The 26,022-nt window shown below is 53.4% G+C and carries 20 protein-coding genes; 6 read left to right on the plus strand and 14 right to left on the minus strand.

What is annotated here, in order from left to right:
- The first annotated feature begins 52 nt into the window (after positions 1–52).
- Entirely contained in the window at positions 53–1,381 is a 1,329-nt protein-coding gene (locus Pla144_RS20295; protein ID WP_146452535.1) for a dockerin type I domain-containing protein, read from the plus strand.
- Here Pla144_RS20295 and Pla144_RS20300 read toward each other — a convergent pair whose 3' ends face one another.
- Together Pla144_RS20300 and Pla144_RS20305 are read right to left on the minus strand one after the other, a co-directional pair.
- Entirely contained in the window at positions 1,382–2,020 is a 639-nt protein-coding gene (locus tag Pla144_RS20300; protein ID WP_146452536.1) for a hypothetical protein, read from the minus strand.
- 596 nt (positions 2,021–2,616) lie between these two features.
- A complete protein-coding gene (locus Pla144_RS20305; RefSeq protein ID WP_197530861.1) occupies positions 2,617–4,860 on the minus strand; it encodes a glycosyl hydrolase family 18 protein in 2,244 nt (747 codons plus the stop codon).
- Positions 4,861–5,230: 370 nt separating this feature from the next.
- Here Pla144_RS20305 and Pla144_RS20310 point away from each other — a divergent pair, with 370 nt between their 5' ends.
- Positions 5,231–7,033, plus strand: coding sequence for an ATP-binding cassette domain-containing protein (locus tag Pla144_RS20310; RefSeq protein WP_146452538.1), 1,803 nt, complete (start codon positions 5,231–5,233; stop codon positions 7,031–7,033).
- Positions 7,034–7,036: 3 nt separating this feature from the next.
- On the opposite strand, the gene Pla144_RS20315 is transcribed toward Pla144_RS20310, so the two are convergent.
- From Pla144_RS20315 to Pla144_RS20330, 4 genes are all read right to left on the minus strand, one after another.
- Complete coding sequence (locus tag Pla144_RS20315) at positions 7,037–8,506, minus strand: MlaD family protein (protein ID WP_197530862.1); 1,470 nt, start codon at positions 8,504–8,506, stop codon at positions 7,037–7,039.
- A complete protein-coding gene (locus Pla144_RS20320) occupies positions 8,499–9,092 on the minus strand; it encodes a paraquat-inducible protein A (protein ID WP_146452540.1) in 594 nt (197 codons plus the stop codon). Before Pla144_RS20320 ends, Pla144_RS20315 begins: the two co-directional genes overlap by 8 nt.
- A 1,384-nt stretch (positions 9,093–10,476) precedes the next feature.
- The gene (locus Pla144_RS20325) at positions 10,477–11,553 is read right to left on the minus strand and encodes a DUF3500 domain-containing protein (RefSeq protein WP_197530863.1); all 1,077 of its coding nucleotides are present in this window, start codon (positions 11,551–11,553) and stop codon (positions 10,477–10,479) included.
- A 736-nt stretch (positions 11,554–12,289) separates the two neighbouring features.
- The gene (locus Pla144_RS20330; protein WP_146452542.1) at positions 12,290–14,329 is read right to left on the minus strand and encodes a primary-amine oxidase; all 2,040 of its coding nucleotides are present in this window, start codon (positions 14,327–14,329) and stop codon (positions 12,290–12,292) included.
- A 572-nt stretch (positions 14,330–14,901) separates the two neighbouring features.
- Here Pla144_RS20330 and Pla144_RS25320 point away from each other — a divergent pair.
- The gene (locus Pla144_RS25320; RefSeq protein ID WP_261342331.1) at positions 14,902–15,033 is read left to right on the plus strand and encodes a hypothetical protein; all 132 of its coding nucleotides are present in this window, start codon (positions 14,902–14,904) and stop codon (positions 15,031–15,033) included.
- Between the two features lie 16 nt (positions 15,034–15,049).
- Here Pla144_RS25320 and rnc read toward each other — a convergent pair whose 3' ends face one another.
- Positions 15,050–15,790, minus strand: coding sequence for a ribonuclease III (gene rnc / locus Pla144_RS20335; RefSeq protein WP_146452543.1), 741 nt, complete (start codon positions 15,788–15,790; stop codon positions 15,050–15,052).
- 391 nt (positions 15,791–16,181) lie between these two features.
- Here rnc and mgtE point away from each other — a divergent pair, with 391 nt between their 5' ends.
- Entirely contained in the window at positions 16,182–17,537 is a 1,356-nt protein-coding gene (mgtE, locus tag Pla144_RS20340) for a magnesium transporter (protein ID WP_315851807.1), read from the plus strand.
- Between the two features lie 14 nt (positions 17,538–17,551).
- Here mgtE and Pla144_RS20345 read toward each other — a convergent pair whose 3' ends face one another.
- Complete coding sequence (locus Pla144_RS20345) at positions 17,552–17,887, minus strand: hypothetical protein (RefSeq protein WP_146452544.1); 336 nt, start codon at positions 17,885–17,887, stop codon at positions 17,552–17,554.
- A gap of 346 nt (positions 17,888–18,233) precedes the next feature.
- Between Pla144_RS20345 and Pla144_RS20350 the strand changes: the two genes are divergently transcribed.
- Positions 18,234–18,944 (plus strand): pyridoxine 5'-phosphate synthase, encoded by a 711-nt coding sequence (locus tag Pla144_RS20350; protein ID WP_146452545.1) that lies wholly within the window; start codon positions 18,234–18,236, stop codon positions 18,942–18,944.
- Between the two features lie 119 nt (positions 18,945–19,063).
- Positions 19,064–19,951 carry a 4-hydroxy-tetrahydrodipicolinate synthase gene (gene dapA, locus Pla144_RS20355; RefSeq protein ID WP_146452546.1) on the plus strand — a complete coding sequence of 296 codons (888 nt, stop codon included), beginning with the start codon at positions 19,064–19,066 and terminating at the stop codon, positions 19,949–19,951.
- A gap of 4 nt (positions 19,952–19,955) precedes the next feature.
- Here the strand turns inward: dapA and Pla144_RS20360 are convergent, their stop codons facing one another.
- From Pla144_RS20360 to Pla144_RS20385, 6 genes are read right to left on the minus strand one after another with little or no spacing between them, the layout of a single operon-like run.
- The gene (locus Pla144_RS20360; RefSeq protein WP_146452547.1) at positions 19,956–20,921 is read right to left on the minus strand and encodes a hypothetical protein; all 966 of its coding nucleotides are present in this window, start codon (positions 20,919–20,921) and stop codon (positions 19,956–19,958) included.
- A complete protein-coding gene (locus tag Pla144_RS20365; protein WP_146452548.1) occupies positions 20,918–21,541 on the minus strand; it encodes a DUF447 domain-containing protein in 624 nt (207 codons plus the stop codon). The genes Pla144_RS20360 and Pla144_RS20365 overlap by 4 nt, the downstream gene beginning before the upstream one ends.
- Before the next feature lie 14 nt (positions 21,542–21,555).
- Positions 21,556–22,227 (minus strand): anthranilate synthase component II, encoded by a 672-nt coding sequence (locus tag Pla144_RS20370; protein WP_146452549.1) that lies wholly within the window; start codon positions 22,225–22,227, stop codon positions 21,556–21,558.
- Positions 22,228–22,245: 18 nt separating this feature from the next.
- Complete coding sequence (locus Pla144_RS20375; RefSeq protein ID WP_146452550.1) at positions 22,246–23,661, minus strand: anthranilate synthase component I family protein; 1,416 nt, start codon at positions 23,659–23,661, stop codon at positions 22,246–22,248.
- Positions 23,658–25,079: a DUF6513 domain-containing protein gene (locus tag Pla144_RS20380; protein WP_146452551.1), complete on the minus strand. Its 1,422-nt coding sequence runs from the start codon at positions 25,077–25,079 to the stop codon at positions 23,658–23,660. The genes Pla144_RS20375 and Pla144_RS20380 overlap by 4 nt, the downstream gene beginning before the upstream one ends.
- Before the next feature lie 20 nt (positions 25,080–25,099).
- The gene (locus Pla144_RS20385; protein WP_146452552.1) at positions 25,100–25,882 is read right to left on the minus strand and encodes an SDR family NAD(P)-dependent oxidoreductase; all 783 of its coding nucleotides are present in this window, start codon (positions 25,880–25,882) and stop codon (positions 25,100–25,102) included.
- Positions 25,883–26,022 lie beyond the last annotated feature (140 nt).

Consider the following 26,022-nt stretch of genomic DNA (forward strand, 5'->3'; position numbering starts at 1 on the left):
CTCCAATCAACGGGATGCTTTCGGACTATTCAAAGAGAAAGGCACAGGTGACATGGTGAAGGGTTGCTTGTGGTTTTTGTTGCTCTTTCTGTTGCTAAGCGGTGCGCCAGTATGGGCCAACGGAGAAAGCCTTTACGGAGTACATTGGTGGGACTTCAATGGCTCGCAAGCTGGCGAAGGTGCCGAAGGAGGATGGAGCACAGAAACCGTACTCACCCACTCAGCACCATGGTGGGGCGCTAGCTATTTCCAACCGCTCTACCAATCGATCACTGCCAACCATGGTGCGTCCGTAATCACTCGGATCGATTATGATTGGGGACAGACCATTCCTGCCCCAACGAACCCGGATCGTGCCACCTGGGCAATTTCGGTATTAGGGGTGGTGAATACCTTAGGTGGTAGCTCCAATGTATGGATTATTGGCAATGAGCCAAACATTATTGGAGAGGGCAACGGTTGGACGAACAATCGAATAACTCCCCAAGGATACGCGGATGTTTATCACGAAATCCGCTCAGCTATTAAGCTCGCTCGGCCTGATGATGAAGTGCTGGTTGCCCCACCTAGCCCTGGAGGCGTGATCGGCGGCGTACGTTGGATGGATGGCAATACTTGGCTTTCGCAAACGATTGCGGCAATTCAGGCCATCCCGGGTGGCGAGATCGACGGGTTTGGTCTCCACGCTTATGGCAATCCATTTGCATCGGCAAATGCTGCTGTCACGGAATTTCACAACTCCTACGTGTCCCAACTATCTGTCATCGATGCCCATGGTGAACAGGATGCCCCGGTCTACCTCACCGAATGGGCTCGCTCAACGAGCACCAGTGGCAACTTGGCCAACAACGAAGCAGTCACAGCGGACTTCATTCGAGGTTCCTTTGAGGATGTTCACGCGTGGAATCAGACGCCTGGCAACCACAACATTGTTTCGCTGAGCTGGTTTGTCCATAACCAAGATTACGGTGGCTGGAATGAGTATTCGTTGGAGTATTGGAAAAACATGGGCAATCCAGTGGGTAATCCAGGTGACCTCTGGACGGCTTTCCAAGAGGGAGCCAACTATCCGGCTGGTCTCAAAGGTACCCGACCACTCCCAACGGGACCTTCAATAGGTGATTTTGACAACGATGGCGACGTCGATGGAGCGGACTTTCTTCGCTGGCAACGCGGCCTAAATCTGACCGGAGGTGCACTTCCCGATCAGGGGGATGCCAATGGTGACGGTTTTGTAAACGCTGCTGACCGAACAGTATGGCAGAATCACTATGGCATGCAGTCCGGCTCTAACTTGAAGCAGGTACCAGAACCCAAGAATCTCTTATTACAAATTGGATTGCTGACTTTGCTGATGGCAACTACTGCATTGAGGTGGTAACTAGTCCTTCTGCAATTTCAAAACCAGCCAATCACCAATCGTGTCACGTGCCACCTCTTCACCCAATGTCGTGGCAGTATTGAACTTCGATGGGATATTCATGCTGGGATGAGTGATCTCAATTTTATAGGTACCACCATAGATACCCCGCATCCGCGCTTTTCTAAGATCTTCGGGTAATTCATCTACCGCTACTGATATTTTGGCGAACCCCTTGGAGTCGGTCATGCCTGAGGCGGGTTTCGGACCATCGCCTAAGAAAGTTTCAGGCACGAATCGCACACTGGCGCCACTCAACGGACGGTTATCCATGGACACTTCTACGTCCAGAGTACGAATCCCCATAGCTTGATCATTCCAGAGTTCAATTCGCTCGGTTATCTCTTGGGAAGAAACCATCCCGTCTTCGTCAAGATCGTACTTCTCGAGGTGATTTAAAATACCAGGAACTGCTTGTAGCTCGGAAGAGCTAAGTGCACCGTCACCATCCTTGTCGTGCATCTCTATAGCAAGTTCTCCTGCTTGATCGGCGTCGATTTCCACAGGCTCAATCGCCGTGGGACGGGAATTACATCCAACCAATGTTGGGCTGCTAAAGATAATAACTAGAGAAATGACTTGGCAAAATCGCTCAATCATCTGGAACCTTTCGAAGAGCTAAAGCAGAGTCAGATGATTGAGTGCCGCAATAAGAAACTCAGCCATCTTCCGTATCCCAACGAATGCATATTAGGACGACTGCAAAAATGCGTCAATTATGTAACCCGAAAGCGAATTAGGCTTAAACGTAATTCTTTTCAGCTATCTTCTTGCTGAATAAAAAACAAGTTCAGGGTCGAACCAAACGTGTTTAATAGGAGATGGTCTTTCTGCGTCATTGGCTCCACCCAAAAATACTCCCCAACTCCTCCTCATTCGTCGCCACGTGCAGATAGATGCTGGTGATACCCACATTCGAGTGCCCCGCTCCATCCGTGACCTCAGCCACCTCACTATACCGGTCCCGGTATTACAGAGAGAATTTCAGGTATAAGGGGCGGACTACCTACTTCTCGCTCATTTTCAACAATTTAAATTGTGTCGACAAGTGGAAACTAGTCTTCCAGCCAATTTTTTCATCCCTCCGTTGTGTCTCTTTCCTAGCGTTGAATTATTTTTCGCAAGCTGCGAAGATTTGAACCATTAGTAGCACATGAATCCAACCAAGGTTCTACTTCGAACCTCGGAGTGAGTGTCTATCTGTGTTTCATTGGTCCCCGGCCGCAAAGCATTGCTGTCATTCCTATCGCGAGTGCTATGAAGGTCCCGGGTTCGGGCACAGTCGCAGCCGTGGCAATTGAGTTGAGCACAACGCCGTAGTTCGACTGCCAATTGGATAAGTCTGATTGGCTCAGTGGGTTGGGGGATTGGCCACGTTGCCATTTGAGAAAGTCATCTCCGTCCACATCTCCGTCGAGATCAAAATCGCCCGGCTGTGGAGTCTCGAAAAAGTGACTTGCTGGGCCAATCTGTATGTTGCTTACTGTGTAATTGGCTTCATAAAGGCTGACCAGTTGTAGATGGGAGATGAGCGGATCGAAGCCAATGCTGCTTTGTGCTGAGAGCATCCACGGAAAAGTACTATCGGTAAAATTACCAACCGAAGATCCCTCGGAAAGAAATGAGAGTTCCAACGTATTGGCATTGGACTCGCTACCAGTTATTTTCCCAATAACGAGGTAGGTGGTATCAGGTAAGAAACCTCCGAGTGAATCATTATCGCCACCTACATCCGCCCGGCTGTTGATTCCCACCTGTCCACTCATGCCACTGATGGAGACGTCAAACTGATTTGTACCGGCTGCATCATGGAACTGGAGGAAGAGGTCTCGTTGATCAGAAGCTAATTGTGAGGGGAGTAACGTGCCGGTGTTTTGCCTGACTAGAAAAGTAAAGTATTGCTGCACGTTTTGGCCCAAGTCGATGGGCGCAGTCAGGCTGGCCTCTATTTCGCGTTGTTCGGTGTTCAGTGTGTCAAACGCTTCGGCAGAGTTCTGGTTGCGAATTGTGATCGAAGCGTTGCTGTATTTGTCAGAACCCGCGCCGCTGCCGCTAAAGTTTAAGAATCCGGAGCCATGTTGAGTATAATTCCCGGTTTCTGGCAGGTTTCCGCTTCCATCCCGAACTGCCTCCCAACGCCCTGCAAGTCCAAGTCCGTCCGCAAAGTTTTCGAAAGTGCCTGTGTAAGCCAAGCGGTCAGGCAGGTTCACCCCGAGAGCGGTGAAGCGTCCAGCTAGCCAATTGGCATCCGCCTGATTGACAAAGCCGTTCCCATTGTGATCGCCCAGCTCCCAATTACCCTCGCGATAAAAGTCGTCGAATCGGGCCGCAGTGTTGGTGCCAGTCCAGCCGGGGACGCTTCCCATATTGTCTGACAGCGCCAAGGCATCGTCGGCATTCACCTTGCCGTCCAAGTTGAGATCGGGGATGTCGCGCTTAACCATGATATAGTGATGTTCGACGCGATGCAGACCAAGATCTGTAGGAGAATCATATTGCAGAGCCCAGTTCATCACGCCGGCCATATTGCGATCGAGCGCAAGTTGAATTTTTTCTCGTACCTGTTGCCTGCTCTCGATCTCCCATGTGTTGGTGCCGTCCGACCAGGTCGAAGCGTTGTATGCGAGATTGGGGTCGGCCGCGATGATTGACTTCAAGCTTTTGGTTGACGGGCCCTTGCCCCAAGTACCGATGCCGAGCACCAATTGTTCGTCGGTGAAGGCCTTTGCCGCACCTTGCCCCGTGAGGGCAAGTTTTCCGTTGGCGAAGGAGTTGTTACTGGCCGCTCCGTAATGGTATCCCATGATGAACAATTGGTCATAAGTTCTGGCATCAAAAACCGAGGTATCATCCCAGTCAGGGTCGGCATAACCATAGTCGTCAACGGAAACTTCCATCCCTAGAGGCCCGATGGCCGCTTTAAGGTCTTTGGCCAGTTGCGTGTAATTGGCCCATTCAGTGTCAGTACCTGGCCTTTCCCAATCGAGATTAAAGCCGGTCATCCCATTGGCTTGCAGGAGGTCCACAATATTCGCAACGAACTTTGCCCGGGTTCTCGAATTGGAAACGATCGAGTTCCACACGTCGTCGACAGTTCCTCCAGCGGTATCGAACATACTCATGTGATAACGAAAACCGTGGGCGGCCTGCTGTGCAGCAAGAGTAGCAAGGTGCTGAGCCGCCCAAGGATGATAATTCAAATCTCCTGAGGCAGTTGGCCGCACACCAGAAAAATAGATCACGTCGGACACGTGATCGTAGAATCCGTCGCCGGAGAAGGATGCCAACTGCGACTGCGTTGTCCAATAGGGAATGAATGTCCAATTTCGAAAGTCGGCGGACTCCCAGGCAGACACTGACTCCTGTTGAGCCCACAGATGAGGGGAAATAGCAACTGTTATCATGAGGGCGACAAAAACTACTGCCAAAAATCGCCTCATTAATGTGGATGACTCCCTGAGGTGCTTGGGCCTGTCTGCAATAGGGGGAGTAGATTGCGAATTGTTCATGTCTGTCAATTGCTGGGGGTGCTTGCTTCTCTGATCCTGATGGCAAGAAAGGTTCCTAACAAACTCTCCTGCTAAGTTCTCATTATACCAATAGACGGAGCTCCAGGTGATCCGAAAATCCGAGCCGCCAGCAAGTTTTCCAGCGAATCCAGACCCTTAATAAAGTAATCGAAACTACCTCTCGTTTGCCCTGCCCACTATTCTCAGTAAGATGTGTCTCTGATGGTAATTTGCAAACCCTCTCGATGTGGAGTCACACATGCGGGACATTTCTTCGTTCGAGGCTTACTGATATATACCAATGGCACTTATTCAACTTAGCGACGTGACAGTAGGCTTTCGTGGGCCCGCACTTTTAGAAAACGTTACCTGTCAGATCGAGCCGCGTCAGCGGATCGGGCTGATGGGTCGCAATGGGGCGGGCAAGACTACTTTTATGCGGATATTGTTGGGGGAACTCACCCCGGATCATGGCCGCTGCGAATTGTCGCCCGGTGTCACCGTGGCCTTGCTCCCGCAGGAAGTTCCCCAGGACTTGGCAGGGACGGTGGGCGAAGTGGTTCGCCAAGGCTATCAGGGGCATGAGGAACATCACGACCACGATTGGAAGTTCGAGATGCGGGTCGAACGGTTGTTGAATGAGATGGAACTCGACGGCGACTTACAGGTTTCCACCCTGTCGGCAGGGATGAAGCGGCGGGTGCTGCTCGCGCAGCAGCTGGCTTGCAATCCTAGCGTCCTCTTGCTGGATGAACCCACGAATCACCTCGACATCGCCGCGATCAACTGGCTGGAGGCATTTCTGGAACGCTGGCCCGGGACGTTGCTGTTCGTGACCCACGATCGAGCGTTTCTGAAACGACTCGCAAACCGTATTCTGGAGATTGATCGCGGTCACCTGTTCGATTGGTCTTGCGATTATGAGACCTTTCTTGTTCGCAAGGAGGCAGCACTGGCCACCGAGGAAAAACAGAATGCATTGTTTGACAAGAAGTTGGCCCAGGAGGAGGCGTGGATTCGCCAAGGCATCAAGGCCCGGCGTACACGCAATGAAGGACGTGTTCGCGCATTGAAATCGCTCCGCGAGAAGCGAGCTGATCGACGCGAGGTCGTCGGCAAGGCAAAACTAGATATTCAAACCGAACAGCGGAGCGGTGCACTGGTGGCACGCGTAGAGGATATATCCTTTAGCTACGGCGATCGGATGATCGTTGACAACTTTGCGACCGAAATCATGCGAGGCGATAAGATCGGCGTGATCGGTCCGAATGGGGTCGGCAAATCAACGCTTTTGCGCCTCTTGCTCGGCAAATTGCAACCCCAATCAGGTTCGGTCCGCTTGGGGACGAATCTTCAAGTGGCTTATTTCGATCAACTACGCGGTCAACTGGATGAAGAAAAATCGGTGCAAGACAATGTCGGCGAAGGAAGTGACCAGATATCCATCGGTGGTAAGCAGCGCCATGTGCTTGGCTACTTGCAGGATTTTCTGTTTACTCCCGACCGCGCGCGGACCCTGGTGCGATTTCTCTCCGGCGGAGAGCGTAATCGTGTGTTGCTCGCCAAACTGTTCTCCAAGCCTGCCAATATCATCGTCCTCGACGAACCCACCAACGACCTCGACGCTGAGACACTCGAGTTGCTCGAAGAACAACTCATTGAATTTCCTGGTACTCTCCTGATAGTAAGCCACGATCGCGTGTTTCTGAACAACGTGGTCACCAGCACGATTGTCTTTGAGGAAGCCGGGCCGCGAGAATATGTGGGGGGCTACGACGATTGGCTCCGACAGCGCAACGAGCCGCAGCCAACGGAAACTTCTGCTAAAGAGCGCACCCAAGGCGCCGCACCGAAACCATCGGCGATAGCCACTCGGCGACTTTCGTATCAAGAGCAGAGGGAACTGGCCAGCCTGCCGGCGAAGATCGAAAAACTCGAAACTGAAATCGCCGACCTGCACACTACCATGGCGAAACCGGAGTTCTACAAACAGCCCGCCGAGGCGATAGCAGCAAGCAACACAGGACTGAAATCCCGCGAGGAAGATCTTGCAGCCGCGTATGTTCGCTGGGAAGAACTGGAGACAGGCCCCGACGTGGGGTAGCAACTATTCGCCTTGGAGCAATTCGGCTGGAATCGGTTCGATTAACATGCCTTCAGAAGTTTGTACTACGATTCCAATCAAATAGCCGTCTTCTACTGACAGCACACAGGCACCATGCCAATCCTCGTCCAGAGGAATCTCTGGATCAATCGTCCACAGGTCGTTTTCAAAAGTGATTCGATCCGTCGCCAGAGGGATCGTGAGATTGTCGGTGCCACAGGTGACGACTAATTCATTGGGCAAGTCTGCTGCGTCGGCGATTGAGCGGATACGAGTGCGGGGCCAAATGGCGTCGATACTGGCGAGGCTTTCAGAAAGCTTGCGCGTCGCCAGCCGACCCGAAGTGGTTACCCCTTCTGCGTCGAGCACGAGTGTTTTGCCGCTGATCTCGAGAGTTCGATTATCTTCCTCCTGAGCCGTAAGCAAGTCCGCTGGGCCGAGCAGTGTGGCATCCTCTAATGCCAGGATCCAGCCTCGACGCTGGCCACCGCCAAACAGGCCCAATTGTTTTTCGCCGCGAGACACCCCTAGCATGGGTTGTGGAATCGGCACGTTTTCTGGGAGCAACGCGCTGCCGATTGCCATGTGCGGCTGCCATCGAAGCCACTCCTCGCGGGGTGATTTGACTAAATCGAAGCGGTGCCCGGTTGCAACTCGTTTACCAGGGACATCTGGCGTTGCCATCGCAACACCTCCGGCAGCAATCGTGGCCAACGTTTCCGCATCGAGTTCCAGGCCATGAATTCCCAGCCGCAAGTCGATGCCACTGTTGCTCCAGAAGCGGGAATTCTCTCGCACCAGCGAGCGATATTCTCCCTGGATGAAAGTGCGAGCCACGACGCGGGATGAATTGTTGGTAAGACCAACGCTAACGACGTGACCAATCTCGACACCCCGATAACTTACCGGCGAACCTCGCTGCAAGCCGTACCGTTGGCTCGATTCCAACACAATCTCCAAACCATCGAAGACGTTCTCGACGGCAGTGGGGGGATCGCTGAGGCCCTCGAAACGATTGGCCCAAGGCGCATCTTTGGGGCCGGGGATAACACCTACATAACGACCTCCCATGAGTGTGTCTAAGCCACGGACTTGCCCCAGGCGGATATCGGGGCGCTCAATCCAGAACCGGGTTCCTTCGCGCGCCAACGGAGCCGATTCCGCATTCAGCACTACGGTGACTACCGCGCGATCCAGGGACGTATTGAGTAAAACTGATTTGACTTCTCCCACGTCGATCCCTCGATAGCGAACCCGATCACCGGGTACCAGGCCGCTACCGTCGGCAAATGCGATCTGGATTTGCGTACCGTTCGAACGAAGTTCAGCCCACACGAGTCCTATCGCCACCACGAGACAGAGTAAGGTGACACCCCAGAGCCGGGAACGGAGCTTTCTGACCAGCTCCACGGGACCGGCGACCGGAGCAATTTCTGCCGTGGGATAAGATTGTTCGTGGGAAGGATCAGTCATGTTCATCTACCCAGATCGAATGCGGATCGAACGACAGCGATGCCCACATGCTCATCGCCACACACAACACAAAGGCCCAAACCGCGGGGCCAAAATGGAATTCTACGAGCGATCCCAGTTTCACCAACATGACCATGAATGCAATCAGCATCACATCCAGCATACTCCATTTGCCGGCTTGTTCCATAATACGATAGGTCGCCGCTTTGTGCTTCTGGTGAAGAATTCCCAACAAGCTGAGTTCCAAGAGCAAGACGATCTTCACCAGCGGAAACACTATGGAAAATAGCAGAACCACCATTCCCACAAACCAGCTTCCTTCCCGCAACAGATCGATCGTGCCCATGAGCAGACTTGTTTGGTGATGCCGACCCAGTTGTTCGATCTCAAGAATCGGCAATAAGATCGCCGGCCAATAGAGAATAAAGGCAGCCGTCGCCAGCGCTGCCGTGCGACTGGCGGAGTGATTGCCAAACCGGCAAACCGTCGAACCACATCGCGCACATTTGGCTAACTGGCGAGGAGCCAGCGGCGGAGCTAATTGAATTTGTCCGCAACAGTGACAGGCTTTGAGGTCGGGGAGCATGGGGGGGAGGTGGTTAGTGGTTAGTGGTTAGTGGTTAGTGGTTAGTGGTTAGTGGTTAGTGGTTAGTGGTTAGTGGTTAGTGGTTAGTGATTGGTGATTGGATTCTAACCTCTCCTTTTGGGGGAGGGTGTTCATGCATTAATAAAGTTTATCCTTTAGCGTGGTGCCTTCGTGCTTCTTGTGGCAATTTAGGGGGGGCAGGGGATGGGGAGTGATGTACAGAAAATGACTCACCACCTTCCACGAACGATCCCTGGTTGACGGACCCGTTTTTGATAAAAACTTTTTTTACAAAACAAAACCCTCGCTTTCGCCGCCGGTCTGGCATACTGTAACTTGTTAGTGGACCAAGGCTTACGCAGCTCCCGCCTCCTTCGAGTTTTGTGAGTTTTGTAACACAAAACCCTTCACTCGGCCAGCTTTCCGCGTCCGCCAGGAAAACTGCAAAGTCAGGAATTCCAAAGATAGTATTGCCACAGAGAACACCGAGAGCACAGAGAATTCCTTGTATTCTGTGCTCTGAGATCTCTGTGTTCTCTGTGGCCATTTTTAGTTGGCTGAATTTTCGACTTCGCAATTTTCTCGCACCTGCGTCTAGAATCCCCACAGGAATCAGGGTAATACAGGTCTCAACAGATTCGAACACGTTGTCTATCCCCAGGAATCGAGTTGGTTGCACTGATTTCGAGATGTTCAAAGAGTGTGCCTAACGAGTGGCAAGGCCTATTATCCGAAATCGGGTGGCACAATCTCTACCAAAAAATGGAGGCCAGCCGAGAAATAGTTGCGAGCCGCTGGGAGCTAGGTGCTAGTCAGAGATTAGCGAGTACTAAATCACCGATTGCGAATTCGAGACGCTCCACCGAATAACACCCTTCCGCTTGCGGGAGGGTCGGACGCGGTAGCGGCCGGGGAGGGTAATACGAGAGATTGTTTTCGCTCTGAACTATTCTTGAGTAATCCCTCCCCGCTCGATAGCTCGCGACCCTCCCAATGGAGGGTGATTGAATGTCTATTTATCACGCACGACGATTTAGCCGAAGAATAAACCTCTGACAATCGCAGAGGATGCAAAAAGCATGCTCGTAATGACAAAACCCAGCGAGGCACCTAGCCGAAACCAAGATTCATGGAACAGGAGGAAGCGAAGCAAACAGAGAGAATGAATGCAATGAAGAAAGAAACACTGAACTTCTCTTCGCGAATCTTCACTAATGGTTTTAGCGCTGATTATCGTAGATTAGTGTTCCTATCGCTATCTTTTTCATTCACTCCGTTTTCTCTTTAACCTCATGTTCAATAAGTTTATGCAGGCTGAAAAGATCTGTATTGTTAGTAACCTGGAAGATCCTCTCTTGAATTAGACGGGAGGGGGAAATTTCCATTACTTGGCGGGCTGATGGTGCGGGCTTTCGGCGTAGTGCCGACGCAGATAGTCGGCACCGAAATTGTTGTCTGGGGAATGCCACACCAGGTGAGCATGATTGGCGTTGTTCTGGGTATTGTCATATTCAATGACCAAGGTCGGACCGTGAATGCGAAAATAATGGCCCTTTCCCACCTCCACGCTCCCTGCCCAGCCGAAGTGCAACTTGTCGAAGTCAGCGTGCTCCAGTTCATCCAGCGTACGTTCTTTTAATTCTTCGTTGAAGTTGCCGACAATCTCTTCGAGCAGTTTGTGTAGCAGCGCTTGCTGTGCGTCGCTCATCTCCTCGGCGCTGAGCCCTTCGGGTTCGCCAAAGTTAATTTCGAGTCCGGGCAGTGCAATCACATCTCCCGGAGCTGTCTCGGCGATCATCGCCGTTGTGAGTTGTGCAGAGGTACAACTGGTGATAAGTTCACGGCCCAAATCTTCTTCGGTGCCCAACACGCGCAGCCCCGCGCGGGGTCCGTCGCGCAGCTCTGCCGGGTTCGTGCCGAAGAAGGCGGGAGTTACCGAGACAACTTGCCCCGTGACCGACGAAAAGTTGAGCGACAAATGGTGCCCTTCCACCCGCCAGCCCCACGGCTCGTCGGTACTCGGATCACCAAACAAGGCGAACCAATATCGCTCGGGATCACGAACATTTTGGGCATTAGGGCGATTCGCTTCCAACCGACGCAGTTCTTGCTCCAAAGACATGATGGTGAGCGCCTTGAAATAACCATGGCTACTAAGCGCGATTCGCAACAAGTTGTGTGCCGCCCGGCACTGCTCCAGGTTCATGTCGTGCCAATTCACTCCTACGCGGTCCTTGGGAACAAAATGCCAACCCGTCCGCTCTGGTCCTGCAAACTCAAAGCTCGCTTGCTTCGCTAACTCTGGCCCCAAGGTAGCACGCCACGCCAATACCGCCTGACGCATGGCATCGCTATCGACGACAACAAAAGGCTCATGGGCCTCAGAGACCATGGCATCAAAGACAATGGCACCAAAGCAGTACGATAGAAAGAAACAGCAGCTAATGACGAGGGATTTCAAGACAGGACTCCCGGCAGGACAAGTTGAGAAAGCTGGGTGGGGAACAGTAGTGTTGATTATCAGCAACGAAGAGCTTGAGCACAATTGGTCGGAGAGAGGCTTCAAGGCAACTCGGTGTGAACCATTTTCTGGTAAGGCCCTATATTGACTGACTATCGGGCTCACATGAGGCCAAATATATGGCCTTTTGCTTGTGCCCTTATTGTGGCTGGACTTTGTCTCGTACATCTCAAATCCAGTAAGGATAAGAGCTTTTAGCACAGCTTATGATGAGCCATTATGTAAGGTGCAATAAGTCGTGAAAGAGGAAGAGCCACGAATACGAGGCAGACAAGAGGTCAGAACGATTTAGAAAAATTATTCTGACCTCTTGTCTTCAAAGACTTTGGGCATTTAGAGATAGTTGCTAGTCGCTTGTTGCTGACCGCTAGTCAGCGAAGAAGGGAGAAATCGGTGAGTGGCTAGAGGGCGTTGGGCTGTCAATATATTACTGACCGCGAACCACCAGCCACTACTTACTTAAGTTTTCATATTTACGTCGAATGTGTTGCACTGCCCAGCCCGGGGCCGCGGAGTGAGCCCTGGGTACCGGAATTCTTCCTTCCAGGTTTCTTCTCTGAAAGAGTTGCAGAGTGCAATTGCGATTTTTCACTATGGATCGTTCGTCTTGTTCGATGAAGACTTCCGATTCCTCAGAATTCCCGTTGGCTTCCGTGCCTTCGAGTAAGTAATTCGCCTAGTTCCCCTCTTCCGGCACGTCGAGCGCCGGGTTCTCGGTGAAGAAGGACATTGGCACCAACTTGAATCCCACCCCCGCCGTTGGCATGATCGGCCACTCCTCCGGGCGTGGCACATGGGTGAGGCCCATCGTGTACCACACGACGAGGTCGCGGTTCTCGAGCGACTCGTCGTCCGAGGCCCATTTCGGCATCCCTTCGCTGGCAGGATTTTGATTGGGGTGCGAGCCGGAGGCGTAAATCTCCTCGGGGCGGTACGCGGTGGCCCAGAAGTGATGCTCCATAAAGGCAGCTCGTTTCCTAGCACTCCCCTCCGGGTGGACGTAGGGAACTGAATTTTCGCCGGGCACGAGCAGGTAAGAGGGGTAATGCCCAAGGGCGGTCATCACACCAGGGTTGTAGACCCGCCAGTGGCGGTGGCTATCGAGGTTGATGTCGCGTCGCGCCCGAAGCTCGGACGTCAGTGGGGTTTTCTCCACCTGGAAACCGTTGAGTTGGGGGTTGCCCGGTCCGACAGGAAGACTGGAGACGTTTACTTCCGCGACACTGTTTTGGGGACCATCGATGTCGAAGTCGAGTCGGATGCTGAAGAAGTGCTGATGAATAGGGGCAATCACCTGGTGATCGACGAGGGTCCCGAAGCGTTCATCCCCTTCCACAGGCTTCCCCTTGGCGGCCGCAATACACGTCTGGCACGATTCCTGTGGCGCGCCCTTGGCCAGCAGGATGCCAGAAGCCTCAGCGCGAGCCTCAAGGGTGCCGTCCTGGTGGAAGATCCATTTGATGAAATAGTCATAGTTGCCCACTGTCACGGTGTAGAGGAGAACAAGGTCCCGGCGCCGACGGACGTAGTTTTGCTCGGCAACCTCGTCATAATGCTTCCACAGAATGCCGCCGTCACGCTCAAACATGGCGACCGCGTTGTGACGAAGTTCGGGAACACCGGTCTCGCCCGCCAATACGATGTCGACGAAGCGGGCGTTGTCGGGTGCATCGAGACCTTCTTGTAGCTCGTTGGACAGTCGACCGAGTCCGTACTCGCCTTCGTCAAAAGCAGCCCTCCAGTACCAATTCGGGTCCGGGTCGCCGTAAGGCACGATCATCTCGGAAATCGATGCTCGGTGCAGAATCGAGCGGAGCTTGCCGCCGTCTTCGTATCCCACGGTGTGAAGGACCAAGCCTTCCCGCGGATGCATGGCGAAGCGGAACCGCCAGTTCTGCCAGCGGACATGGTGGCCGTCGATCTCGAAACTTGGGCCCTCGGGCTGCTCGATAGTCAAAGGCTTGAGATCTGTGCGGGGCGGGCCAAGCGATGCCGCGTCGAACTCGGACGCCTTCTTCGAGATGGGGCGGACTCCAGTGTCAACAACCTGGACGACTTTGCCGAGCCCGACATCCACCACCGCCACGACCCCCTCGATGGGGCGGGCGTAGGCATTCTGGCCCTCCCCGCGATAGAAAGCGAGTGCTCTGCAGAGGCGGGCGCCGGGTTCAGCGCCTTCGGTCGGCAACACACCGGCAGCCCAAGTATCCACGTGTACCTTCGAAACGTCGGTAATGCCCCGCTTGGCCATGGCAGCGCACCAGGTGGGGTCCGCCTTCACTATCTCTGGAACGCCATTGAACTCGTCGACCATCACGTTCGGATGGCCACCGGGGATTTCGGTCCACGAAGTGACTGTGCTAGTGTTCAGGTCGATGACAGCCTCCGACTTCCGATTGTTCTTTCGGTCGAGGACAACGGCGAAGGCCTCGCGCTCCATCGGAGCTCCGGGTGTCCAAGCTCGCAAGGAATCCTTGGACGGCTCGCGTAGAACGAGCGTCGGAAGGAACATGCCATCAGCATACCGGTCCGCGGATCGCAGTGCATCGACGGCCGCTTGAATCTCAGCGTAAGTTAAAGGGTCGAGGGGATGCATCGGCGTTTGTTCTTTCCAAGTGTCGTCCGGTACCACGGCATTAGCCGACTGAGTCGGGGCGCATCCGGCCGGCAGCAGAAGGAGCAATGCTGCCAGGGCATTAGGTATCGCAAATTTCATCGTCTCGTTTCCCTTCTGGGTTCGTAGTAAGAGCGAAAAGTTAAGACAACCGGAAAATGTACAGGTAGGAGAATTCGTCTGACAGGATCCAAGCTTGCGATAAATCTCGCCAAAATTTCTGCGTTACGTCCTCGAAGTTTTTTGGGCCCTAACGGCTTGGCTGGCACTGCGCCTAGCTTTGGAAGACGGAATGACAATCGCTTGACCGCAATACGAACGCTTGCCATTTTCGTCGGCCATTGAATCGAGTGCAGTCAGTCGCTCGCCACGGGGACAATGTAGCACTAGAGGAAAAGTAGACACCACTTTATCATCTGATGCCTTGCCGAGTAAACGCATAAGTTGTTGTAATTTAGTCCGACATGCTCGAATCCGTTCCCTGAGACGCCAACCAGGGTGCTGTTGTCGCTCGCGGTGTAATTGGCGTTTCTCTCAAGAAGGCTGCGAATCTCCGCTCGAGTCTCAAGAACTCACTGGTGTATGAACCTGCCAGCTATCAGCGGTCTTGCAGTACGTTCCTTCGCGATGGAGGGGCGAAGTAACTCAGACCGGCCGGGAGAAGGAAGTTATGAATGATGAATGATGATGGAGGGAGCGCGAAGTGGTCTGGTGAGCCGTTGGGGTTCCGGCTGGAGAAAATGCTGGATCGCCTGGGTTCGCGCTTCGCTCTGGCGTGCTCAACGCGTCGGGCGTGTCGCGGCTAACGGGGAGAGGCGGGGTCTATTCTTCGTCGAAGAGATTGTCGGTGGGGTAGGGGAGGGGTTTGCCGGCTAGTTCGTTGATGGCGTTGTGGGCGGCTCGTTGTTCGGATTCTTTTTTGCTGCGGCCCCAGGCGGGGGCGAATAGTTGAGACGCTACCTGGGCGGCGATCTTGAAGCACTTACTGTGATCGGGGCCTTTTTCATCGAGGAGGTTGTAGCTGGGCGTCTGGCCATGTTCGCGCTGGGCGAAGTGTTGGAGTTGCGACTTGTAGTTTCCTCGGAATTCACCTGAGACAGTTTCTTCGATCTCGGGTGCCATGTGTTTCACCACAAACTGGTGAGCGGGTTCGATGCCTCCATCCAGATAGATCGCAGCAATTAACGACTCCAGTGCTGCCGCGACGACCGAGCGCGGGATCTCAGGATCGGCAGCCATTCCTTTGCCCAGCATGAGGAACTCTGGCAGGCCAAGCTTTTCGGCAACAATGGCGCAGGTATCCCGACTCACGACGACTGACTTGATCTTGGTCATGTCTCCTTCGAGATAGTCGGGGTACTGCTGATAGAGTTGTTCGCAGACGGCAAAGCCGAGAATAGCGTCTCCGAGGAACTCCATGCGCTCGTTGGAGGCTAACCGATGCGAAACCCCTGAGGCATGCTGCAGTGCGGCACTGAGAAATGAGGGATCGTGAAATTGATATCCAATACGCCGCTGGCAATCTTCCAGATCGGGTTGGAGGGTAGAGTTTTCTTCAGACAACGGATTCTCAATTAGAATAGCTGGACGCAAGAAACTTGCTTGAATTGTCCGGCTTGCGAATGGTCCTCGACAGACGGAGACAATCGGCAAGACGGGGGCAAAATGCCCGAGGGAACACAACTTGTGCGACGAAGAAATATACTTAATCGCACCTTTAGGCTAGCCAGGATAATCGAAAATGTCAATTCAAACGTTTTGGGTTAATTGTGAAGCCTGGTTAGGCTAGTAATAGTGCTCCTGCCCAGTCGGGGGAGTTGGCGTTACACTAGTTGCTCAACGTCATTCCCGCGCAGGCGGAAATCTAGGCACGAAGTCATGAATCTGGGTTCCCGCCTGCGCGGGAATGACGGTACTACCACAGCTTATTCCAAGTCAGCTTCGAGCCTCAATCATGAACACGCTGTATCTGCCTGAACTCCGCGAAATGCTGGCTGCCAACGACTTGGCCGAGTTGCAGGAATTCTGTACCGCTTTGCACCCGGCCCGCACGGCTGAGTTCATGGAAGGTCTCACCCCGACGGAGGCCTGGGGGGTTTTGCGGGCTGCGGATGGTCATACCCGTGTGGAGATCTTCACTTATCTGCCCGAGGAAATGCAGATCGAGATCCTCGAGGCGGTAGAGCCTGCTGAGCTGAGCCACTTGATTGCCGACATGGCTCCTGACGACCGGGTCGACTTGATCAAGAAGGTCGATCCGACGGTAGTGGAGAAAGTGTTGAAGCTTGTGCCGACCAAAGAGCGGCGCGACATCCTGCGCTTGCGGGCCTATCCCGAGGGAACGGCGGGCGCGTTAATGACCACCGAGGTCGCCTGCCTGACAGAGAATTTAACAGTCCGCCAGGCACTCGAAGAGATCAGCCGAGAAGGGCACGAGTTTGAGACGGTCTACTACATCTACATCGTCGACGAGGAAATGCATTTGCGGGGTTTGGTATCGGCCCGGCAATTGGTGACCCATCTGAATAAGCCGCAGATGCTGTTGTCGGACTTGATGTCTCGGGATCTGGTCACCGTGATCGCGAGCGATGAACAGGAGACCGTGGCGGAAAAGGTTGCGGACTATAATTTTCTCGCTATCCCGGTGGTTGATGGTGAGCAGCGCTTGGTAGGAATTATTACCCACGACGACGTGATCGACGTGTTTCAGGAGGAAGCCACCAAAGACGCCTATCAGGCAGGTGCGGTGGAACCTCTCAAAGAGAGCTATCTGGCGACACCGTGGCTGCAACTCACGCGATACCGAGTAGGTTGGCTTTCATTGCTGTTCGGCGGTGCCTTGCTGACTGCTTTGGCGATGCGTTCATACAATGAGAATGTCCAGAAATTTGCCTGGATAGCCTGGTTCCTCCCCTTGGTAATTTCTACGGGAGGGAATTCTGGCAGCCAGTCGGCAACGCTGATGATTCGAGCTCTGACCACCAAAGAAATCACTCCGGGAGATTGGCGGAGGGTGATCTTTCGGGAACTCGTGATCGGCTTCTTACTGGGGAGTTGTCTGTCGCTGATCGGTTACCTGGTTGGCTGTTTTATGGCTCCAAGCATTACCGATGCGCTCGTGCTCCCACTGACGATCGTATTAGTAGTCACTTGCAGCACGATCGTGGGGTCTCTGTTGCCGTTGATGTTTGAGCGGCTGGGATTCGATCCTGCCTTGATGAGCACGCCGTTTATCGCTGGCATAAGCGATATCGTGGGCATCGTGCTCTATATGAACGTGGCAGGCTGGCTGCTGGACAAAGGTATTTGACAAGCAAGGTTTTGCTATACGTCGAGGGCGGGTTGGCCCACGTACATTTGCAGGACCTGGCTTTGCACTTTGATTGCACGGATCAGAACCCAGATTTGGTCGCGACTGAATTGCTCGGGATCGGAACTTGCTAATTCTTCCAATTCCTCAGTCATGGCAGCGTGCTGGTCGGTAGCTGCTTGCAGCTTCAGTCCTACTTCGCTCCAAGCAGCACGCAGATTTCTCTCGTCTTGAAGCTCATCGAGCTTTTCAGATACGTTGGAAAGCAGCAGGCAGAGGCGCGCGATATCCTGCGTTGAGGATTCCGGTTGGAGCTGCTGGATTTTACTCGCGAGTAGTTGGCAGTTCATAGTGGTCGAGTCTCAGGTTGGTAAACAAGTTGATACATCGGCGACAGATCTTTGGGAAAAGATTATTCAGAGATCAGGAAGATGCCGGCTTGGCTGTTGCTCCTGGGTCGATTGCCAGTGGCATCACTAAAGTCTAGGTTACAAATTGAGTGGTGCCCGATATGATAGAACCGTCTAGCGATGCCTAGACTGAATCAGGTGTTTCCCAAATGCAACGAACCAGGAACGCCAGGAGGTGTCCAGTTTTTAGCCAGAATTAGGGTGTCGCCCGAACAGTCAGGATCGTTACGAAACGCAAGATTGATGCCAGCTGACAGTTTTAGAGCCAAGTCTTGAAGGAACCACGATGCCCACTTTAGGTGTAAATATCGATCACGTTGCGACCGTACGTCAGGCTCGGATGACCAACGAGCCTGATCCAGTGTGGGCTGCGACTCTGGCCGAGCTGGGGGGGGCGGATGGGATCACGCTCCATTTGCGAGAGGATCGCCGCCATATTCAGGAACGGGATCTGCATTTGCTAGGTCAAACCGTCGCGGTGAAATTGAACCTGGAACTGGCATGTAGTGAAGACGTGCTTTCGATTGCCTGCCAGGCACATCCTTATCAAGCCACTCTGGTTCCTGAGCGTCGTGAGGAAGTCACGACCGAGGGGGGGTTGAATGTGGCTGGCAATCCCGAGAAGGTGCGTGATGCTGTGAAGAGGTTACAAGACGCCGGGATTGTCGTGAGTTTGTTCCTCGATCCCGATCCTGTTCAAATCGAAGCGGGCATCGCGACCGGTGCCACGGCAGTGGAACTCCACACGGGTGCCTATGCGGAAGCCAAGTTTGCCACGGGCAAGCAGCTTGAAATTCTGCTCAATGCGGGGCGCTTGGTGCACGAGGCAGGCCTTACCCTCCATGCCGGCCATGGACTTACTTACCGCAATGTGCGGCCCATCGCCGAGATCCCACACATGTGCGAATTAAATATCGGGCACAGCATCATCTCGCGGGCCATTATGGTAGGTCTGGAACAAGCAGTACGGGATATGAAACGGCTTATTAAGCTGTGAATTGCCTTTTGATATGGCGAGGGTGATTGCGAATCCGGCCCCACAGTCGTTATCATGCTTGGCTTACTTGCCCGAACATTCAACCCACAATTTGTTGCTCCAAGGAGGAGGATTCTCGCATGGCCACCAAGGGAGAAGCTTTTGCCGGCTTGTCGGTCGCGATCGTTACGCCATTCAAAAATGGCGAGGTTGATTACACCTGTTTCAAGCAACAGATCGAGTTTCAGGTCGCTGCAGGGACGAACTGCTTGTGCCCCGTGGGGACCACCGGTGAGTCTCCAACGCTCTCACATGAAGAACATGAACGTGTAATCGCATTTGTGTGCGAGACCGTGGCAGGGAGGATCAAGGTGATGCCCGGGACGGGTTCCAACAGCACGGCAGAAGCATTGCGACTCACTAAATCTGCAGAGAAAGCTGGAGCCGATGCAGCCTTGCAGGTCGCCCCCTATTACAACAAGCCCACACAACAAGGTTTCTACGAGCACTTCAAGTGCCTGGCCGAAGAAACCGGCATCCCTCAGTGTATCTATAACATACCGGGTCGGACGGGGAAGAACATCGAACCTGAAACCATTATCCGCCTAGCTGAGCTAGAGAAGATTGCCATGGTAAAAGAGGCAACCGGCTCGATGGATCAGGCTTCGGCGGTGTTGGGTAGTACGAATCTTACGCTACTGAGCGGTGATGACAGCCTGACGCTGCCTTTATTGTCCGTGGGGGGAAGTGGTGTGATATCGGTTGTGGCCAACATTGTTCCACAGGACGTGATTTCGCTTCTCACCGCATTCAAAGAGGGCAAACTAGCGGAGGCCCGTCAGTGGCATCACAAACTGTTCCCACTCTGTATGGATATGTTGGGGCTCTCGACGAATCCGATTCCGATCAAAGCTGCGATGAAGATGCTCTCGCGCGATACGGGTGAATTAAGGTTGCCGATGACGCCGCTTTCAAGTGAGGAAGAGACATCCTTGCGTAAGACGCTTACGAATTATGGGTTGCTGTAGTGAGTTAATCACTCACCTCAATTCGCACTCCAGTATTGGCGGCGGGGCCGGCCTGAATTTCGTATTCGCGATATGTTTCGTGGGCGGCGACGGCGAGTTTGAGTCGTTCGGCTTCATGCCCATTGGGCGTGATGACAAATACAGTGGGTCCCCAGGAGGATTGCCCTACGCCGAGAAACTCATTCTCACGGAGCCAGGAGACTAGATTGGCCGTGGCTGGGGATGAAAAAGTGCCTCCCTGTGCGGCTGAGAAGCAGTTTCCCGCAAGGCAGCCAAAATGATAGATCGACTGAGCAAAGTCCTCGAAATTGTTGGCTTGAAGGGCCGGGACGATTTCGCTCATCACGATCTTCTCTAATTCTTCGGTCAGCCGCTCAGATACCGGTGGCAGGTTGGCAATTGCGGACTCTTCCTCCTTGCCGGAACGACCCGTCAGCTTCGGGGGAGATAGTAAGATGAATTGCCATTCTTCTGGAATGGATTTTTGAAAAGCGAGACGTCCCAGCAATTCCTGAGGTAGGTGCCCACCATCGACGATGAGTCCTCCCATGAGAAATCCGTAAGTGCCTACTGCCGATCGCCGACCTCTTCCCGTGAGTTGGCAGAGCCTCATCGGATCGCGCCAGGGAAGTCCCAAAGACTCGGCCAACCCGGCCGCAACTGCTAGAGCAAGCTGGGAACCAACTCCTAGACCGGTGTGTTCGCGGGGGGCCGAAATAACTTTCAAGAGAAGTTCGGGTGGGCAACTGAATTGAAACTGGCGGAACACTGACTGGGTAAAGAGGGCAACTCTTTCCCGAAGTGGGCCTTCGATCTGAAAGCAACGGGCGGGAACTATTTCTAGTTGCACCCCTGGCACGTCGACCATCACCCCGACACCGCCAAACTGGGGCCGATTGCGGCAATGCCCCATGCTGGTCAAGCCAAAGTGCAGACGGCAGGGAGTACGAACTACCACTTGGCGACTCATGCTGGCTGGTCCTCAGCTTTGCAAGGTGATGCCACTTCTTGATTTATAAACTCCCGAAGCAGTGCAAAGGCCTTGAGTTCAACGGCACCACCTGTCTTGCGAACTGGAGACTCAAGACGAGCCAATTCGGCCAATAGGTTTTCGGGAGGCAAGAGCTGCACTCGAGTTGCCAGAATAGCGGCTTCGATGACTGCATGCATGGCTCGATTAAAACCGAAAAACTCACGCATGTGAGCCCCGGCGGTTGTGCGGGCTATAAGGACTGAGCGCTCTGCAGAATCATCCACCGATAGGACATAAAACTTTAGCCAGCGGCAAGCGGATGCCAAGACGAGAGGCTCGGAGGATAGGAATTCTGGTAGTGGCTCAACCTTGCCAATTGCTGCCATCGCGAATAGGAGTACATCGTCGGTAATATGAAGCACGCCCGAATGGGTGCGAATCAGATTGTGGTAGGTTGTTGAAGTGCGGAAAGGCCGAAGTACTAGCGTCTCCGAAGAGGCATCCACTATCGGCCCCATCGGGGCAATGTTGATGGAGCCATCCTCGTTAGAAGTCGTGACAATTGCTTCGAGAATTCGTCCCTCGACTCCGAGTTGTGGCAGAGCGGTTTCATGCATAACAGACTCGCTCCTCAAAACGTGACTGGCACAACTGGAAGGGACACCGACTCTCGGTCGGCAAAGCGAAATTCTGATTTCGATAGTTGCTCAATTTCTGATTCGATATCTATCCCAATCCCAGCGATCTTCAGAAAATTGGCAAGCAGGCGAAATCCGAAACCGGTCAATGTCGCCTCAGGATGAAATTGTACGCCGACAAGTGGGTATTGCGCATGTTTGATAGCCATTGCCGTTCCATCCTCACTTTGGGCAGTCACTGCCAACTCGTCGGGAAGTGTGATTGGATCGACGATAAGCGAGTGGTAGCGACAGACAGTAAGAGGAGAAGGAATTTGTCTGAAGAGCGGAGTGCCTAGGTGCGAGACGAGGGAAGTGCGTCCGTGCATAGGCTCTTTAGCCCGGACAATAGTGGCTCCGAACGCGGATGCGATGGCCTGGTGACCCAAGCAGACACCGAGAATTGGGATTTCACCGCGAAATCGACGTACCAGATCGACACTGATTCCTGCGTCATGAGGTGTTCCAGGACCGGGGGAAATGACGATTGCCTGCGGGGCCAGTCGTGTGATCTCCTGCACAGTCAACACATCGTTCCGAATGACCAGCGTTTCCTGACCCAGGCGACGAAAGTATCTTGCTAGATTGTGAACAAAGCTATCGTAGTTATCGATGAGTAGAATCATGGTCCGTTCCGAAAAAAATCAACCTAGCCCCACAGCGCGGAGCAAACCGCGAGCTTTGTGCCAGGTTTCGCGGTACTCTTCTACGGGGTCGGATTGAGCGACAATTCCACCTCCCACGGGCAACTGCCACCATCCCCCTCCCGCAGTGATCGTCCTTATCAGGATACTGCTGTCCATCTGTCCGTCAAAGCCTATGTAGCCCAGTGAGCCGCAATAGGCACCCCTAGCGGTGGGTTCGAGTTCAGCAATGATTTCCATAGCCCGGATCTTGGGGGCCCCGGTTATAGATCCGCCGGGAAAAGAGACTCCCAGCAGATCAATGGGCGTGTACCCTGGACCAAGCACGCCCTTCACCGATGAAACCAGATGTTTGACATGCTCGTAGGTCTCCACCTGACAAAGCTCGGCCACATGGACACTCTCCGCGTTACATACTCGAGAGAAGTCATTCCGCATTAAATCAACAATCATGACGTTCTCTGCACGATCTTTTTCGCTTAATTGCAACTCGTCGCCAGTAAATAAGTCAGCCTCTGGTGATGAGGACCGTCCCCGAGTTCCTTTGATGGGGCGAGATTCCACGTTGCGACCTCGAACTCGCAGGAAGCATTCGGGCGAACTGCTGCAGATCTGCCAATCCCCCAGATTTAAAAAACCGGCGTAGGGAGCGGGATTCTTGTTGCGGAGTTTGAGATACAAGTCCAGGGAGGAACACGTAGCAGGGCTCAACAATCGTTGTGATAGGTTTACCTGAAAGACGTCACCAGCATGAATGTAATCGACTGCGCGCTCGATCATACTTTGATACGCTGCGGCAGTGAGGTTACTGGTAACATGCCCGAGTCCGACGTCAAACTGCGATGCAGGCAAAGTCGAAGCCGTGTTTTTGATCGCAGGGGTTTCTCGCGGAGGATGCTCCAGCCGTTCGAAGAAATGCCTTAGACGTTCTTCGGCCCGCTGTTTACGAGCAGTGGGTTCCAACTCTGGAAAACCTTGGGAAATCAGCCACGCTTGATCTTTTTCGTGATCGAAAGCAAGTACCACATCATAGAGGCCGACGGCAACAGCTGGGATCTCGAAGTCCGTTTGCCTCGGCACAGGGAGTCGTTCCAAAGATTGTCCCAACTCATACCCAAATAGCCCTGCGAGACCTCCCTGGAAAGGTGGCATGTCGTCACGTGTTGTAGTTTGGAATAATTGGCATTGGGACTTAAGTTTCTCTAGCGGATTTCCCTCGGAAGCATCTCTCTCGAACCACGTAAAGGGATCGGCTGCGACGAACGAATAGCGTCCTAGTTTTCCGAAACCTTTATTGCTGTCGAGAAATAGCACATGCGGCAGATGAGCTAGTCTTAAGAAAGCTTCAACGGCCGTCAATGAACTCGGCAAGGATGCGACAACAGGAAGGAAATCATTTCGAGCGACGTCGATCATTGCGGCTTGCCCTGCTGCTTAGATCGCGGCTCAGCTTTGAGATAATGCCGTTGCTCCGGTTCAGTCGCCAAACCCCAGTCGAGCGATTCGTCTTGCACGTAGTTTTTACCTAGAGTTAGTGCGATGCGGGCTTTTGCCATCTCGTATCCAAGGTAGAAGGCGTGGCTGGGATCTAGATTCTTGGGCAATCCACCATCCGCTCCTGCGGTTCGCAACGACTCCATCAATTTAAATGGATCGGCGTCGCTAAGATTCACTCCTCGTGCAACAAGATGAATTTCACCTTTAGAAACAAAGACACGGTAATTGTTGTCACGGACCTCTGCGGCCAATTCGGCAATTTGCTCTCCCGTGGGGGCGAGTACCTCTTCATCGCGAAGCATCACGAGGCCCTGCTCGATATGTTTGGGCAAGACTTGGTTACTGATTGCATGGTACATGAGTCGCCGCGCAAGGTCGCATTCCCGAACACTGGTGCGCGCCCAGTTGATTACCTCGGTGGTCAGGATACTGCGAATCCCCAACTCCTGGCAAAAACCTATGAGCAAGACATTGATTCCAGCCGAATCAACGTCGGTCAATTCTGTAAGATTGCCGATGCCCATCATCATCTCAGCATCCGGATAACGGCGCCTCGTTTCCAGATAGCGGCCCAGACTTGCGGCAAAGCCAAATGATATCGGTTCCAGAATCGGATCAATCCGCAAGGGAATTGATGCACTGGCAAGAAGCTCGATTGTCTCGTCCAGTCCCTCCAAGCTATGGGGATCGTCGGGAATGGCAACCACTTCTACGCCCCAATCGACTGCCGCCGTGCGGTTGGTGGAATTGACGCTCAAAACGAGTTCTGCCCCCGCCTGGACAGCCGGAGCAATTTCCTGCGGGTTTAGACTGTCGATAGACACGCGAATCCCACGATCCTTAATCGCCTTGACCGCAGTTGCCACATCGGTCCACGTGCTACCAGGATCGCAACCCAGGTCGATCACATCGGCGCCACTTTGCGAATAATGCTCGGCAGCGATCAGGATTTCGTCGAGTGAAAGGCGTGGGCAATTGTTAATTTCCGCAAGAATCTCGATGTCATGCGTTCCATACTCGGGAGGATTCGCAGGATGTGAAAAAAAACGCGGCAGGTGGCGCAAATCTCGTGGGCCTCTCTCCACTGGCAACGACGTAAAAGCCTGCAAAGGCGCAAGATCCCCCTCGCAGTACCCAGGCACCAGCACTTTGGTCGCTTCGGGAGGCATTTGGATGTGTTTGGCGATCCAGCTAGGAGTCATCAACGCTGCCACGGTGATCGGCATCACGTCGATTGAGTAGTCGAATCCCACTTCGGAAGCCAACTCAGGAAGGAGTTGCTCAAGCGAGTGATGGGCCAGGCGTCCCGTAACGAAGTGGATATGGTCGTGGGCCATGGATGGAGCGCTTTGCTGAATCAATGGTTACTGGCGGAACCGGCCCAACCGCCATTGACGTTGAGAATCTGACCATTGACGAAAGAGGCTGAAGGTGAAGCCAAGAATCGTACCGCACCTGCGACATCAGACGGAGTTCCCCAACGGCCGACAAGCGATTCCGCACGGGCTCGTTCTTGCCAATAATCGGAAGAAGTGCTTCCCCATTTGGTTTGAATCCACCCTGGGGCAACACAGTTCACACGCACTTGGGGTGCCAATGATTTTGCCAGGCTCCGTGTGAATGACATCACGGCACCCTTGATGGTGGCGAACATCTCGCCGCTGTCTCCTGCCATGCCATGTTCAGCCTGGTCCCAGCCGATATTAATAATGTCTCCGCTACCTCGCTCGCGCATTCTTGCGCCCAGGGTTCGAGAGAGTTCTATGGTTGCCCGCACGTCGACTTTCCAAAGCAGTTCGAGCTTTTTGGCAAACGACCATTCTTCAGCCTCGCCAGTAAGCACATCGACACCGGCGTTGTTGACTAGGATGTCGAGCGAGGCGATCTGCCAAACGGCATCGGCGAAGTCATTGCATTTCTGCGATTCGGCGAGATTGCACTCTACAATTTCTGCACGCGGCCCAATCGCATCGATTTCTTCGGCAAGTTTGCTTGCTGCGGTCCGATTTCGATAGGTATGCAAGATGAGGTTGGCACCTGCGCGGGCGAGTTCTCGAGCAATCTGGCTGCCAATACCACCTGAGGCACCAGTCACCAAAGCCCATTTCCCGCACAATGATTCAGAGTCGAAAGATTTCATAGACTCGGCTCGGAGGATTCAGTGTGAAATGAGTCGTTGATAACTTAGTAGCCTAAGTTTCGGCTCTAATCATGGTTTTGGCAATAAGCAATCAGAGAGGCTTTCGTTCGATCTGAGTTGCCAGCCATGCTTCAGAGACC

The organism is Bythopirellula polymerisocia (assembly GCF_007860015.1).
Taxonomy (GTDB): Bacteria; Planctomycetota; Planctomycetia; order Pirellulales; family Lacipirellulaceae; genus Bythopirellula; species Bythopirellula polymerisocia.

Excerpts from the sequence above, each read along its gene's own strand:
- Pla144_RS20295 (WP_146452535.1), top strand. The coding sequence starts at position 53 with ATGGTGAAGGGTTGCTTGTGGTTTTTGTTGCTCTTTCTGTTGCTAAGC.
- Pla144_RS20300 (WP_146452536.1), bottom strand. The coding sequence starts at position 2,020 with ATGATTGAGCGATTTTGCCAAGTCATTTCTCTAGTTATTATCTTTAGC.
- Pla144_RS20305 (WP_197530861.1), bottom strand. The coding sequence starts at position 4,860 with ATGAGGCGATTTTTGGCAGTAGTTTTTGTCGCCCTCATGATAACAGTT.
- Pla144_RS20310 (WP_146452538.1), top strand. The coding sequence starts at position 5,231 with ATGGCACTTATTCAACTTAGCGACGTGACAGTAGGCTTTCGTGGGCCC.
- Pla144_RS20315 (WP_197530862.1), bottom strand. The coding sequence starts at position 8,506 with ATGACTGATCCTTCCCACGAACAATCTTATCCCACGGCAGAAATTGCT.
- Pla144_RS20320 (WP_146452540.1), bottom strand. The coding sequence starts at position 9,092 with ATGCTCCCCGACCTCAAAGCCTGTCACTGTTGCGGACAAATTCAATTA.
- Pla144_RS20330 (WP_146452542.1), bottom strand. The coding sequence starts at position 14,329 with ATGAAATTTGCGATACCTAATGCCCTGGCAGCATTGCTCCTTCTGCTG.
- Pla144_RS25320 (WP_261342331.1), top strand. The coding sequence starts at position 14,902 with ATGATGAATGATGATGGAGGGAGCGCGAAGTGGTCTGGTGAGCCGTTG.
- mgtE (WP_315851807.1), top strand. The coding sequence starts at position 16,182 with ATGAACACGCTGTATCTGCCTGAACTCCGCGAAATGCTGGCTGCCAAC.
- Pla144_RS20345 (WP_146452544.1), bottom strand. The coding sequence starts at position 17,887 with ATGAACTGCCAACTACTCGCGAGTAAAATCCAGCAGCTCCAACCGGAA.
- Pla144_RS20350 (WP_146452545.1), top strand. The coding sequence starts at position 18,234 with ATGCCCACTTTAGGTGTAAATATCGATCACGTTGCGACCGTACGTCAG.
- dapA (WP_146452546.1), top strand. The coding sequence starts at position 19,064 with ATGGCCACCAAGGGAGAAGCTTTTGCCGGCTTGTCGGTCGCGATCGTT.
- Pla144_RS20360 (WP_146452547.1), bottom strand. The coding sequence starts at position 20,921 with ATGAGTCGCCAAGTGGTAGTTCGTACTCCCTGCCGTCTGCACTTTGGC.
- Pla144_RS20365 (WP_146452548.1), bottom strand. The coding sequence starts at position 21,541 with ATGCATGAAACCGCTCTGCCACAACTCGGAGTCGAGGGACGAATTCTC.
- Pla144_RS20370 (WP_146452549.1), bottom strand. The coding sequence starts at position 22,227 with ATGATTCTACTCATCGATAACTACGATAGCTTTGTTCACAATCTAGCA.
- Pla144_RS20375 (WP_146452550.1), bottom strand. The coding sequence starts at position 23,661 with ATGATCGACGTCGCTCGAAATGATTTCCTTCCTGTTGTCGCATCCTTG.
- Pla144_RS20380 (WP_146452551.1), bottom strand. The coding sequence starts at position 25,079 with ATGGCCCACGACCATATCCACTTCGTTACGGGACGCCTGGCCCATCAC.
- Pla144_RS20385 (WP_146452552.1), bottom strand. The coding sequence starts at position 25,882 with ATGAAATCTTTCGACTCTGAATCATTGTGCGGGAAATGGGCTTTGGTG.